Source organism: Romboutsia sedimentorum, from assembly GCF_030131845.1.
Classification (GTDB): Bacteria; Bacillota; Clostridia; order Peptostreptococcales; family Peptostreptococcaceae; genus Romboutsia_D; species Romboutsia_D sedimentorum.
Genome location: NZ_JASKYM010000001.1, coordinates 640,640 through 655,915, shown reverse-complemented (window position 1 = coordinate 655,915; position 15,276 = coordinate 640,640). Strand labels below are relative to the sequence as shown.

The 15,276-nt window shown below is 27.5% G+C and carries 8 protein-coding genes and 1 other annotated feature; of the genes, 6 read left to right on the top strand and 2 right to left on the bottom strand.

Going from position 1 to position 15,276, the window contains the following annotated elements:
- Positions 1-40: 40 nt before the first annotated feature.
- Genes cspBA through QOZ84_RS03420 form a run of 3 tightly spaced genes read left to right on the top strand, consistent with a single transcriptional unit; the run spans position 41 to position 5,310 of the window.
- A complete protein-coding gene (cspBA, locus tag QOZ84_RS03430) occupies positions 41-3,337 on the top strand; it encodes a bifunctional germination protease/germinant receptor pseudoprotease CspBA (protein WP_284131887.1) in 3,297 nt (1,098 codons plus the stop codon).
- Positions 3,338-3,362: 25 nt separating this feature from the next.
- Positions 3,363-5,066: a bile acid germinant receptor pseudoprotease CspC gene (gene cspC, locus QOZ84_RS03425; RefSeq protein WP_284131558.1), complete on the top strand. Its 1,704-nt coding sequence runs from the start codon at positions 3,363-3,365 to the stop codon at positions 5,064-5,066.
- Positions 5,067-5,115: 49 nt separating this feature from the next.
- Positions 5,116-5,310 carry a DUF3787 domain-containing protein gene (locus QOZ84_RS03420; protein WP_284131557.1) on the top strand — a complete coding sequence of 65 codons (195 nt, stop codon included), beginning with the start codon at positions 5,116-5,118 and terminating at the stop codon, positions 5,308-5,310.
- Positions 5,311-5,367: 57 nt separating this feature from the next.
- On the opposite strand, the gene QOZ84_RS03415 is transcribed toward QOZ84_RS03420, so the two are convergent.
- Complete coding sequence (locus QOZ84_RS03415; RefSeq protein ID WP_284131556.1) at positions 5,368-5,988, bottom strand: DUF4397 domain-containing protein; 621 nt, start codon at positions 5,986-5,988, stop codon at positions 5,368-5,370.
- Positions 5,989-6,319: 331 nt separating this feature from the next.
- Between QOZ84_RS03415 and QOZ84_RS03410 the strand changes: the two genes are divergently transcribed.
- Positions 6,320-9,505 carry a ligand-binding sensor domain-containing protein gene (locus QOZ84_RS03410; RefSeq protein ID WP_284131555.1) on the top strand — a complete coding sequence of 1,062 codons (3,186 nt, stop codon included), beginning with the start codon at positions 6,320-6,322 and terminating at the stop codon, positions 9,503-9,505.
- Positions 9,506-9,571: 66 nt separating this feature from the next.
- Positions 9,572-12,766, top strand: coding sequence for a ligand-binding sensor domain-containing protein (locus QOZ84_RS03405; protein WP_284131554.1), 3,195 nt, complete (start codon positions 9,572-9,574; stop codon positions 12,764-12,766).
- A gap of 82 nt (positions 12,767-12,848) precedes the next feature.
- On the opposite strand, the gene QOZ84_RS03400 is transcribed toward QOZ84_RS03405, so the two are convergent.
- Positions 12,849-13,244 carry a hypothetical protein gene (locus QOZ84_RS03400; RefSeq protein ID WP_284131553.1) on the bottom strand — a complete coding sequence of 132 codons (396 nt, stop codon included), beginning with the start codon at positions 13,242-13,244 and terminating at the stop codon, positions 12,849-12,851.
- A 177-nt stretch (positions 13,245-13,421) separates the two neighbouring features.
- Positions 13,422-13,657, top strand: a binding site (T-box leader).
- 66 nt (positions 13,658-13,723) lie between these two features.
- On the opposite strand from QOZ84_RS03400, the gene asnS reads away from it, so the two are divergent.
- Complete coding sequence (asnS, locus tag QOZ84_RS03395; protein WP_284131552.1) at positions 13,724-15,124, top strand: asparagine--tRNA ligase; 1,401 nt, start codon at positions 13,724-13,726, stop codon at positions 15,122-15,124.
- The last annotated feature ends 152 nt before the right edge of the window (positions 15,125-15,276 follow it).

Sequence of the window (15,276 nt, the reverse complement as noted above, 5' to 3'; positions counted from 1 at the left end):
TACTCATGGCACAATACTTAGTTAAAAAGGGGTGATTTAAATAAATTATGAAGTCGTAGTTAAATACAATGGAGATATATTAAAACTTGAAAGTTTATTAGGTGTATCTGTAGAAATCTTAGGATACAACTATGCAATAATAACAGCAGATTCACCACAGCAAATAAAGAGCCTTTTAGATTATTCAGAAATAGAGTATATAGAACAACCATTTATACTAGAGACGCAAGACACTCAAAGCTTTTCAAGTACAGGAATAATAAAATTTAGACAAAACAATAACTTAAGCGGAAAAGGAGCAATACTTGGAATTATAGACTCGGGTATAGATTATAATTTGCCGGTATTTAAAGATAAAGATGGAAATTCCAAGATACTTTATTACTGGGATCAATCTATACCAGGTAATCCTCCAGATGGTTTTAAAGAAGGATCTTTATATACAAATAAAGATATAAATAAAGCGATAAGTGGAGAAATTAAAATACCAATACCAATAACTAGTAGCCATGGAACTCATGTAAGCGGAATTTGTGCAGAAATAGCAAGTGATGCAAGTATAATATTTGTGAGGGTTGGTAGTAGAGTTACTGATTCATTTTCAAAGAGCACAGAATTTATGAGAGGTATAAAATTTATATTAGATAGATCATTAGAATTAAAAATGCCAGTAGCTATAAATATAAGTTATGGAAGTAATGAAGGTTCTCATACGGGACTATCATTATTTGAACAATATATAGATGAGATGTGTAATTTTTGGAAAAATAATATAGTAATAGCAGCAGGAAATAATGGAGATAAAGGTGGACACAAAAATATAAACATTAAAAGTGATAATAAAGAGGTAGAAGTTGAATTCGTTGTAGGACCAAGTGAAAAATTATTAAATATAAATATATGGCCAGATTTTACAGATGATTTTAGCGTGCATTTAGTAAATCCATCCAATTTACAGACTCAGGCAATATCAAGAGAATCTGGAGAAGTTAAAAATATTGTAGGTAGTACAAAAATCAAGGGATATTTTTATCCAATAACGCCTTACTCTTTAATAAGACGGGTAACCATTCAGATGAGCTCAAACACAAGCATTACGCCTGGAATATGGAAAATTGTATTTATACCTAAAAATGTGATAACAGGAAATATTGATATATATTTACCAACATCAGAGGGCCTTAGTAGAGATACTAGATTTTTAATACCAGACAGAGTAGGAACTGTTACTGTACCAGGAACTGCTACAAAGCCTATAACTGTTGGAAGCTACAATTCAAGGACAGATAATGTATCAATATTTTCTGGATCAGGTGATATAGAAAATGGTATATATAAGCCAGATATATTAGCACCAGGAGAGGATATAGTATCGGTATTGCCAGGAGGAAATACAGGAGCATTAACAGGAACAAGCATGGCAACTCCTCATGTAACGGGTTCGGTAGCACTTTTAATGGAATGGGGAATAGTTAAAAGAAATGATTTATATTTATATTCTCAAAAAATGAAAGCATTACTTATACAATACGCAAGGAGAAGCCCTAATTACACATACCCAAATAACTCGAGAGGATATGGTTTTTTAGATTTATCAAATATAAATTTAAACACAGTATTTCAAGAAATTCCACAAGATATGCTTTTTAGAAAAAAGAAAAAAAAAATATATAGAGAAATAGATTTTGAAGGTTTAGTACCTACACTTAATGTAGTTCATAGACCTAATTTTGAAGAACAATTTGAACAATTAAATACCCCATATAAATATTATAAAATTGCTGATGATTTTGGTGTTATATATACAAAAGATCAAAATATAAAGGACTTAGATAGTGTTTTAAATCTAAGTTCGGTAATAAGATCACAAAGAAATGTAGTGCTAGCACCACTAGGAGAAGTCAGTCAGGGAATATCAGGAGGAGTAGTAGCAAATGAAGAAATAGGAGCAAATTTTTTTAAGAATAACCCAAATATATCTATAACTGGAAGAGGAGTTATAATTGGGATAGCAGACTCCGGAATAGATTATTTACACGAAGATTTTATATATCCAGATGGAACGTCTAAGATAGTGTACTTATGGGACCAAACAAAAGATGGTAATCCACCAAAGGGGTATTCTATAGGAACTGAATATACTCGTGAGGATATAAATAAAGCTATCGCAGATAAAGATGATAGCTTATCAAAAGATGAAGAAGGAACTGGAACAATGATAAGTGGGATATGTGCTGGACTTGGGAATGTAAATAAAGAATATGCAGGTGTAGCAGAAGAAGCTGAACTAATAGTAATTAAATTGAAAAAATTAAATGGATTTTATAATAATGGACCATTGTTTGCAGCAGTAAATTATATAGAAGAGAAAACATATAGGTCTAACATAGCAGGTGTAGTCAACTTATCAATAGGGAGTAACTCAATGGTAGGATTAAGTGCTAGGGTTCTTGCAGAAAAATATTTCTTTAAAAGGGGTGTATGTACAGTAACGGGCGTTGGGAATGAAGGTAATACACAAACACATGCAATAGGAAATATTAGTTTTAAGGGCGAGACAAAAATTATAGAATTAGAGTTAGCAGAGGATGAAAAAGAGATACAAATAGAGTTTTGGGTTGATAAGCCTGACAAAATAAATGTTGCCGTTATAACTCCTACAGGAGAACCAAGCAAAGAAATTGATGTATCAAATTTTGGTGTAGCAGATGGCTTATTTGATCTAGAGGGAACTCGATATTCAATAAGCTACATGTATCCAAATGTAGATTCTGGGCAGCAACTAACAATTATAAGGCTAACAAATGTTAAAAAAGGAATATGGAAAATACAATTAACTGGAAAATATATAACTAATGGAAGATATAATGCATATTTACAAAATCGAGTATTTTTAAAACCAGGAACTAAATTTACACAAACTGACCCCTCATACACTGTGAATTTTACAGCTGTATATGAGGATGTAGTTGCGGTAGGTGCATATGATACTATAAACAGTAGTATATGGCCAACTTCATCAAGAGGACCGAGTATAAGCAGCTTAAGTAAACCCGATTTAGTTGCTCCTGGAGTTAATATAATAGCTCCATATCCAGGAAATAAGTATGCAAAAATAACAGGAACAGCAGCAGCAGGAGCACATGTATCTGGAGCTGTAGCACTTTTTCTTCAATACATTTTAGTTGATGGTAATTATCCAGATAAGGCATTTGTTCAAAAGATAAGAACTTATTTAAGTGCTGGAGCAAAAAGAGAGTCACAAATTGTGTATCCAAATCAAAGTTATGGATATGGAGAATTAGATATAAGAGGAATGTTTGATCAACTAAAGTAAGTACCAAGGAGGTTAAAATTAAAATATGGAACAATCTTATATTATAATATATCAAGGCGATATTAGTGATTTAGAAGATAGCTTAAGAAACAATGGTATAGAAGAATTTATTATTTTAAATGATCAACTAGCTAGTATATATCCTCCTTTAGGTTTTCAAGAAAGTAGATTAAATGATATAAAAGAGATATCATGGTGGGAAAGATCGTCTCCAATGAGTTCACTAATAAAAATAACAGATAATTTAAACGAAGGAGAAACTGTTAGAACGGCAGCAGGGACAGATTATATATACAAAAATCCTAATATTAGTGCATCAGGTAAAAAAGTAATAATTGTAATTATAGATTCAGGAATAGACTATTTACATCCTGATTTTATTAACAAAGATGGTACTAGTAAAATTGTGTCTATATGGAATCAAGAAAGTAATAAAGGAACTCCTCCAAAAGGGTGTGTATTTGGTAGTGAGTTTACTAGAGATGATATCAACAAGGCAATTAAAGAAAATGACCCAAGTTTATGTGAAGATAGGACTGGAACAGGTACAATGGCAGCAGGCATAGCATGTGGTAATGGAAACTTAAATTCAGCTTATGAGGGTGTAGCAATAGATAGTGAACTTTTAATAATAAAATTAAGGGAATATAAAGATACTTATAAAACTGGTAAAATAAATTATGAAATGTCAGATTTTTTAGCAGCTATTAAATATGTTGTAGATATTTATGAAGTAGCAGAAAGCTTTATGGTAATAAATTTAACTGTAGGTGCAAATCCAAGGGCTACAATAGTAGCAACAATGCTAGATTCTTTTGGTAGACTTAGTGACTGGGGAATCACTATAGTAGGTGGAGCAGGGAATGAAGGAAATACTGACATTCATTATGAAGGCAGAATAACTGATATAAATGAAACTCAAGATATACTAATTCAAGTGGGAGATCAAAAAAATCTTGAGATAGATTTATGTTTAAGTGGTCCAGGAAAAATAGGTGCAGGGCTAATATCTCCATCAGGAGAGGTGAGTTACACTATTAAATATGCCCCAGATTATTATTTATATAAAGGTAAGTTTAATTTAGAAAATACCCTGTATGAGATGAGAGTTATATATCCTTGGTTGCAATCTGGAACACAAGAATTAATAATAAACCTTAGAAACATAAAACCAGGGATTTGGACATTAAGACTTTATCCAGAATTTATTATAAGCGGAATTTATGATATTTATCTTCCTAACAAAGCCCTTATCTCTGAAGAAACTCGATTTATAGACCCAGTTTCAACAGCTACAATAACATTGCTTGCAACAGTTGATAATATAATAACAGTAGGTGGGTATAATGATAAAACTGACAGTATTTGGATAGGATCATCTAAGGGAAATGTAAGAACAAGGGCAAGCATGAATGTAGTAGCTCCTGCAGTTGATATAGTAGCTCCTGGGGTTGATATTATAGGCACTTATAAAGATAATTCTTATAACACAGCAACTGGAACAGGTGTAAGTAGTTCCCTTACAAGTGGAGTAATGGCTCTAATTATGGATTATATATATGTACAAACAGATTTTAGTAGAACCTCATTATTTACTCAGCCCTTAAAAACATATTTAATGCTAGGTGCTACAAGAAGTGAGATATATAATTATCCAAATATATCTCAAGGATATGGTAGGTTAAATTTACAGCAAACAATAATTCAAATTGCAAATAATCTAGAATAAATAGTATTTTATAAAATAAATAGTTAAAACTAAAGAAGAGGTGATAAATTTGCAAAGTAAAAAAGCAAAGGCTTTAAGTGGAGCTAATAACAAAAGATTAACAAAACACAAGCCAACAAACAATGCACAAAATGCTGCTTGGGCTGATATTGATAAACTAAAAGCACATAGTAAAGTATCAATACCTTCATTAAGTAGTGTTGAGGAAGCCAAAGAATGGGTTGATGATGGAAGCAAGTTATAAATAAAAATATGCCTTATAATAATTTTAAAATTATTATAAGGCATATTTTTATTTTATCTATTTTCGCATAACAACTGGAGTTATAAATGCTGCACCATCTAGAGATTGAAACACTTGAAAACTAGCAAAATTTCCTAAAATGTAAAGTGTATAAACTCTATCTCTATTTACAGCAAGTCTGTTACTTCTAAGGAGTCTATTATTTACAGAAAGCTCTACATCTATTTGGTAAAATTGTGATGGCATTTCTATATAATCTGTAACTTCTCTAAAGCTAACATCTGAAAACAAAAGTTTATTATTGGCAAGAATATTTAAATCTAAAACGTTTGGAGATAAATGAGCAACCCTAAGTTTTGAATCATTTTTAGATCCTACTTCTTTATCCTCTGGTATAAGCAATAGTTCAAGGTCATTATAATAACCAGTCATAGCAAGTGTGCAAAGTTCACCATCTTTGACCTGTATACTTTGACGAAGAAGTGGATTTTCTCTAGTCATAGTAGGAAAAACACTTACATCATAAGTTCCCTCAGGTACATAGATGTATGGGCTAAAATGTGTAAATAATATTCTGTTAAAGAATAAGCTACCATTTAAATAAACATCTACAGGAACACCTCTAGGAACCGCATGTAAAAACCTAATTAATGAATACTTGTCGTTAAATTTTTTCAATATTAATCTCTCCCATATTTATAAAAATTTTATAGTGCATGCAAAATTATATTCATTTTAAGATTATGTATAAATATAATTTTTTTTATATGTTTTAAAAAATATTACTTTAAATTATTAAATAATTTTTATTATATTAATATAATATTTATAAATTTTTTTTTTGCTACTCATTTATAAATTTAAAAATACAGTATTGGTATAAATATATAGTTTTTATATATTTATGTGAAATTGAAGCATATATCAAGGGGATATTGTAGAAAAAACTGTTAAATAATGCTATTATTAGTATGAATCTAAAATGTAACTAGAGAGGTAAAAATTATAGATGATGAGATACAACATTATTAAAATAATATCGGTTTTGACTGTTATTTTAATTTCAAAAAACAATATTGTTTATGGAAATGAAAAAATAAATTTCGATAAAATTTCAATTAAAGATGGTCTATCTCAGGGAACTGTAACATGCATGATGCAAGACAGTGAAAATATTGTGTGGATAGGAACTACAGATGGTTTAAATAAATACAACGGATACGGAATGGAAATTTATAAGCATGAGGAAGAAAATACAAATACTATAGTAAGTAACTACATAACAGATATAGAAAAAGATTCATATGGAAATATATGGTTATCTACGGATGGCGGAGTTAGTAAAATTAATGCTAAAGATTATACTATAAAAAATTATACGAATGTAGTAGATACATCCCATATGAATAAATCTAGCACTACTGATATTTTAATTACAAAAGATAAAAAAATAGTTGTTTCAACAACTCAAGGTATTAATGTTTATAATGAAAAAAAGGATAAGTTTGAAAAACTAGAAAATAACAATATTAAAAACAAATATGTATACTCTATGACACAAGATGATGAAGAGAATATATGGATATCTACATCACATGGATTAACTAAAATGTCTGAAAATTTTAAACTAATTAAAGAATTTAGCAATGAAGAACAATTAAATATAAACACTATAATTTGTAAAATTTATTATGATAAAAAAGGATATATATGGGGTGGAACTGTTGGTTGTGGACTTTTTAAACTTGATATTAAAAATAATAATGTAAAAAACTTTACAAAAAATAATAATGATAAAAAGGCATTACAATGCAATTATATAAATGATATTTTAAAAGATAAAAATGGTCATATGTGGCTATGCACGGATGATGGTATAGCAAGATACGATGAACAAAGTGACAATTTTAAAACTTATAAAAATAAAACTTACGATAATTATAGTTTGGCAAATGACAATACATTAAGCATATTAGAAGATAAAAGTGGGCGTATATGGATTGGTACAGATTCTGGGATTAGTATTTTTAATTATAACAATAATATAAAAACATATAGCCATGATGTATTAGATGACAATACAATAAGTGCGAATTCTATACAAAGTATTTATGAAGATAGTGATGGTCTATTGTGGATATCTACAGATAAAAAAGGAGTAGATATTATAAATAGAAATAAAGATACAGTAAAGCATATTACTTCAAAGGAAGTATCTTTTTTTAAAGATAATAATGTGAATTATATAACAGGAAGTTCTAATACCATCTATTTAGCAACACAAAGAGGGCTTTTAATAATTGATAAAAAATTGCAATCATTAAAGATATATACAAAAGATGATGGATTATATAATGATTTTATTACTACTTTACTTTTAGACAGTAATGGTTATTTGTGGATCGCTACAATCGATGGAATAAATATATTAAATACTAAAAACAACAAAATACTTGATATAAAAAAGGAATATATACCAAATAGGGTAGATGATAAAATTATAGGATCTATGTTTGAAGATAGTGAAGGTGATTTTTATATAGGGTATATAGGGAATGGTGGACTAGTTAAGTTAGATGTTAGTGAAAATACATATAAATATTATATGCATGATAAGGATAATAAAAATAGTATAAGTTGCAATTCAATATTTAGTATAAATGAAGATAAGGATAAAAATTTGTGGATTGGCACTAGCATGGGCTTAAATAAGTTTAGTAAAGACAGTGAAAAATTTGTTAAATATAATTCTAGTTCAGGATTGCCTAACGAGACTATACATGGAATATTAATAGATAATAAAAATAATTTATGGATTAGTAGCAATAATGGAATTTCAAATTTAGATAATAAAAATAATAAGTTGAAAAATCTTAGTGTATTAGATGGACTTCAAGGTAATGAGTTTAATCAAAATGCATATTATAAAAATGGTAAAGGTGAATTTTTCTTTGGAGGTACAAATGGATTAAATGTATTTAACCCTAATGAAATAAAATATAATAAACTAAAATCAAATTTAATAATAGAGTCATTTACTGTAGATGATAAAAAATATAAGACTATAGATAAAATGAACTTTAAGTATACACAAAATGATATAGATATAAATTTCTATTTGCCGAGTTATAAAAACATTAACCAAGTAAAATATTATTATAAATTACAAGGTCCAAATTATAATAAACAATGGAATAGTATGAATGAAACAAAACTTATATATAGTAATTTAGAACCAGGAAATTATACATTTAAGTTAAAAGCCAAAGATTATGATGGGGCAACTAGTAATGAGATAAAAGCTGAATTTTCTATAAAACCACCTTTTTATAAAAGTAATATAGCTATAGTTATTTATATATTAGTAATTTTGATATTAATATATAGACATAAAAACAAAGTTAAAGCTTTGGATAAATTGGTTACAAAAAAAACTAACACCCTTAAAAAAGAAATAGATGCTAACACTGAGCTTTTAAATAAAACTATTGAATTAGAACAAAATAAAAGTAATTATTTTGTAAACTTATCTCATGAGCTAAGAACACCTCTTAATGTTATAAATGCAACTATTCAATTAGCTGATGATAGTAGCAAGCGAAATGTAGAATTAGGCATGGATAAAGTAGAGTATCATATGAATGTGATTAATAAAAATTGTAAACAATTACTATCTTTAATTGATAATATAATTGACAGCAATAAGTTAGACCACGACACCTATGCAATAAATTTTGAAATTAATGAGATAGTTTCAATAGTTGAAGAAGTATCATTTAGTTTAAAAGATTATGTAGAAAGTAAAGATATATTATTTATAATAGACACAGACATAGAAGAAAAATTTATAAAATGTGATAGGCGTGAAATTGAAAGATGTATAATAAATCTTATTGGAAATGCTAGAAAATTCACACCTGCTGGAGGCTGTATCAGGGTGGATATAAAAGACTTGGGTGATAAAGTTGAAATTAGTATTAGTGATAGTGGAATAGGAATTGATGAGAAATATCTAGAAATTATATTTAATAAATTTAATCAAGTTTTAGATATGAAAAAAGAAGCTATAAAAGGTGGAAGTGGATTAGGGCTTACGATTACTAAGCAAATTATAGATAAGCATAATGGAACTATACATGTTGAGAGTGAATTAGGAAAAGGAAGCAAATTTATAATAAGACTACCTATAAATTAAAAACAAAGGCTATCAAGTTAGATTGATAGCTTTTATTAACTATATTAAGCTGAGGAGTATATATAAATGAAGGGGATGAAAATATCAATAAGTACTATATTTATTATAATTATGGCTTTAATAATTAAGTGTGACTTTGTATTAGCTAATGAAAAAATTAATTTTGATAGATTAACTGTTGAAGATGGACTGTCTCAAGGAACTGTAACTTCTATAGTAAAAGATAATAAAAATAATGTATGGATTGGAACCAATGATGGTTTAAATAGATATAATGGATATGATTTTAAAATATATAAACATGATGAAAAAAATAAAAATAGTTTGCCGAGCAATTCAATAAAGAAGGTTAAAGAAGATAATGATTCTAATTTATGGATACTAACAAATTATGGAATAAGTAAGATGAATATAGAAACTGAAATTATAACAACTTATGAAGATTTTGATATGGTAGATAATCTAAATAAAATTGATATTAATGATATCTTAATTACAGAAAATGGATCTGTTTTATTAGCTACTTCTAAAGGAATTAAAATTTATGATAAAAAACAAAAAAATATAAAAAGTTTATCATATGGCGAGCAAAAGAATATAGAAGAATACATATATTCATTAGAAGAAGATGATGAAGGTAATATTTGGGTATCTACACAAAGTGGTATAAATAAAATAGCTAAAAATAATAAAAAAATAGACTATTTTTTTGATTATACAGATTTAGATATTAAAGATGTAGCTCATCAAATCTATTATGATAAAGCTGGTTATATATGGTGTGCTACTTATAATTCTGGATTAGTGAAAATTGATAAAGATAACAATGTAAAAAAATATAAATCAGATAATAGTAAAAAATCTTTACCGAGTAATTTTATAACTTCGATACTAAGAGATGATTATGGTGTTTTATGGATAGGTACAAATAATGGGTTAGTTAAATACAATGAAAAAAGTGATAAATTTAAAGTGTACAAGAGTAAACCTCATGATAAAAACAGTTTATTAGATGATGACATATTAACTATTGTAAAAGGCTATAGTAAATCAATATGGGTTGGTACATATTTAGGAATTAGTTTGTTTCATACTGAGGATAAGTTTTATAATTATAGTCATGATGTTTTAGATAATAATTCAATAAGTAGTAACAAAATAAAAAGTGTTTATGAAGATGAATATGGATTTATATGGGTAGCTACTAATAAAAAATACATAGATATAATAGATAAAAAAAATAACTATATACATCATATAAATAAATTTAGAGATTTAACATTGACAGATAGAAGTGTTAATTATATTACAGGTAAAGGGTCATTAGTATATATTGGGACTGCACATGGACTGATTGAAGTTAATCTCAAAACTAATAAAGCAAAAACATACACAAAAAAAAGTGGGCTTTTGAGTAATAATAGCACTAATTTATTTTTAGACAGGGAAGGTTATTTATGGATTGCAAGTGAAAAGGGAATAAATCTGTTAAATAACAAAGACAAAACTATAATTAACTTAGGAGACTTCATAGATAAAAATATACTCAAAGATAAAAAGGTAGCATCAATGTTTGAAGATAGTAAAGGTAATTATTATATAGGATACTCTGATTATGGAGGATTAGTAAAAATAAATCCTAATAAAAATAAAGTTAAAATTTATAAGCATGATAGTAAAAATAAAGATAGTATTAGCTCTTCTTCAATAAGTAGTATAGATGAAGATAGAAATGGATCCTTATGGATAGGAACTAAAAATGGACTAAATAAGCTAGAGAAATTTAGTGAAAAATTTATTAAATATAATTCCAAACAAGGACTAATTAATAATAATATAGATGGAGTATTGATAGATAAAAATAACCAACCGTGGGTTAAAAGCAATAATGGAATATCGATTTTAAATATAAAAAAAGGGATTTTTAATAATGTAAATTATTTTGATTTATTAGAAAGCAATGAGTTTAGTAAACATGCACAATATATAAATAAAGAAGGTGAATTTTTAATAGGTGGAGAAAATGGGTTAAATATTTTTAATGCAAATGAATTAAATATTATGCCTTCAAAAAAAGAAATAATTTTTGATTATTTCAAGGTTAATGGAAAAGAATACAAAAACATAGAAAATATAAATTTAAAATATAATCAAAATAATATAGATATAAATTTTTATTTACCTTCCTATAAAAATAAAGGAATGAGTGTTTATAAATATAAATTAGAAGATGAAGACAATAAGGAAAAATGGTGTATAACCAACGACACCAAGGTTTCTTATAGTAATTTAGAACCAGGCAATTATACTTTTAAAGTTATGTCTAATGGTTATAATGGAGTAGAAAATAATGAAAATAGTGTTAAATTTAGAATAAGTCCACCACTTTGGAAAAGTAATATAGCAAAAATTATATACATGTTAATAATAGCAGCTATAATTTATATCAATGTTAAAAAAGTTAAAAAACTAAATGTTTTAGTTGAAAAAAGAAAAGAAGAATTACAAAATGAAAGAGAAGTAAGTGAAGCTTTATTAAAAAATATTATAGATTTAGAACAAAATAAAAATAAATGTTTTGTGAATTTATCATATGAACTTAGAACACCTATTACTTTAATAAATGCTACAGTTCAGTTAGTAAATAAAATAAATAAAATGCAAGATGGAATAAGTAAAGAAAGTTTGAGTTATCATATTGGAATTATTAATAAAAACTGTAAGAAACTTTTAGGCACTATAAATAATATAATAGATAGTACAAAGCTTGAAAATAATAGTTACATAATTACATTAGAAGAAAAAGATATAGTCTTTACAGTAGAAGAAGCGGCACTGAGTCTTAAAGAATATATTGAAAGTAAGGATATCGAACTTATCATTGACACAGATGTGGAAGAAAAAATTATAAGTTGCGATGAAACTGAAATAGAACGATGTATATTGAATCTTGTTGATAATGCTAGAAAATTTACGCCTAATGGTGGCTATATTAAAGTAGATATAAAGGATTTAAATGACAAAGTTGAAATTAGTGTTAGTGATAATGGTATAGGAATAGATAAGGAATATCAAGACAATATATTTGATAGATTTAATCAAGTTTTAGATATGAAAAAAGAAGCGTTAAAAGGTGGAAGTGGGCTAGGATTAACTATAACTAAACACATTATACAAAAACATAATGGTAGAATTTACTTAGAAAGTGAAGAAGGAAAAGGCAGTAAATTTATAATTACACTTCCTACAAATATAGATTAAGTAGTTTATATTCATGCAAAATAGACATTAAAAATATTTTTAATGTCTATTTTGTGTGAATTTTTAATTAAAATTAAAAATTCTATTCACTAGGAACCGTTAGATATTCTCCTGATTGTACTTGATACTCATCAGATATAACTTGTGGATTTTCTTTATAAATAACTTTTCTAAAGCTTTCTATATCATCAATGTTGGCATTATAGCTTTTTATAATATCATCTATGGTTTCACCTGATGATACTAAATGCTTTACAAAATATCTATTTTTCATTACTTTGTTATAAGACTTTTCATAAGTTAATTCTGACAACTTAGAAAAAGCTGGAACATTTTTGACTAAGTAATTTTTAGAATCATCTAAACAAGTTATATAATTATAAAATCCATCTTTAAAAACTTCAGAGACTGATTTATCATCTTGTACAGACGGAGCTATAAATGATAATACTATAAGTAACACTATTAAAAACTTCAAAATAAAACACCTCCTAATTAGGATTATTAATAAATTTCAAAATATTAAACAATATTAATAAAAATCAGTAACAAAATAAGCTATTTACACCTATAATGTATAAGGAAAAATAAATAATTATTGACTTAAATTTTATAAGTTGGTATAATTTTGTTAAATAATCGAAACAATATAAAAATAAAGACAGTGAAGAGAATAGTAGATATAAAAGGTAGTCTTAGCGAATTGAGGACGGTGAAAGCTCAATACGAAATTTATATTGAATAACATCTTGGAGTCTCTAACCGAAATCTATTAAGAGTGTAGGCTTAGACGGAAAGTCCCGTTACAGACTATAAGCAATAAGCTTAACTAAGAGGTCAATTTTGACAATTAGGGTGGTACCGCGATAGCAATAGTCTTTCGTCCCTTTTCACAGGGATGAAGGGCTTTTTTTAATTGAAATAAATAATATATAAAATAAATAGGGAGGAATAAAAATGCAAAAACAATTTATAACAGTAAAAGAATTATACAAAAGTAAAGAAGAATACATAGGAAAAAAGGTAGCAGTTGCTGGATGGATAAGAACATCTAGAGCATCTAAAAACTTTGGGTTCGTAGAATTAAATGATGGAAGTTTCTTTAAAAATATGCAAATAGTATTAAGTGAAGAAAACTTAGAAAACTTCAAGGAAATAACAAAGCTTCCAATAAGTTCATCAATAATAGTAGAAGGTGAATTAGTTTCTACAGAAGGTGCTAAGCAACCTGTTGAAATACATGCAACTAACATAGTAGTGGAAGGTGAATCAGATAGTTCATATCCACTACAAAAGAAAAGACATACTCTAGAATACTTAAGAACAATAGCTCACTTAAGACCAAGAAGTAATACTTTCTCAGCAGTATTTAGAGTAAGAAGTTTAGCAGCATTTGCTGTACACAAGTTCTTCCAAGAAAGAAACTTTGTATATGCTCATTCTCCAATCATAACAGGAAGTGACTGTGAAGGTGCTGGAGAAATGTTTAGAATAACTACTATGGATTTAGCAGATATTCCTAAAACTGAAGAAGGAAAAATAGATTACTCTAAAGACTTCTTTGGAAAAGAAGCTAACTTAACAGTTAGTGGACAATTAAATGCAGAAATAATGGCTCTTGCATTTAGAAATGTTTATACATTTGGACCAACTTTCAGAGCTGAAAATTCATTCACACAAAGACATGCATCAGAGTTTTGGATGATAGAGCCAGAAATATGTTTTGCTGACTTAGAAGACAACATGGAATTAGCTGAAGATATGATAAAATACGTTATAAACTACGTAATGGAAAATGCTCCAGAGGAAATGGAATTCTTTAATAGTTTCGTAGACAAAGGATTATTAGAAAGATTAAACAATGTAGTAAGTTCTGAATTTACAAGACTTCCATATACTAAAGCAGTTGAAATGTTAATAGAAAGTGGACACAAGTTTGAATATCCAGTTAAATGGGGAGACGATCTTCAAACAGAGCATGAAAGGTATTTAACAGAAGAAATATTTAAAGCTCCAGTATTTGTTACTGATTATCCAAAAGATATAAAGGCATTCTATATGAGAATGAACGAAGATGGAAAAACTGTTAGAGCTATGGACTTATTAGTTCCAGGAGTTGGAGAAATCGTTGGAGGTTCTCAAAGAGAAGAAAGAGAAGATAAATTACTAGAGAGAATATCAGAAATGGGATTAAACAAAGAAGATTACTGGTGGTACTTAGAACTTAGAAAGTTCGGAACAGCTACTCACTCAGGATTTGGTTTAGGATTTGAAAGAATCATAATGTATATGACAGGAATGTCAAACATTAGAGACGTAATACCATTCCCAAGAACTCCAAAGAACGCAGAATTCTAAGAAAATTTAAATATATGAAAAATACAGTGAGAAAATTCTTGCTGTATTTTTTTTAGATAGAATATAGTATTTTAATATAATAAGGTAGATGATTATTTTTTTACAAGTTATAATTTTACATAATTATAACTTGTAGTATACTATTAAATAAG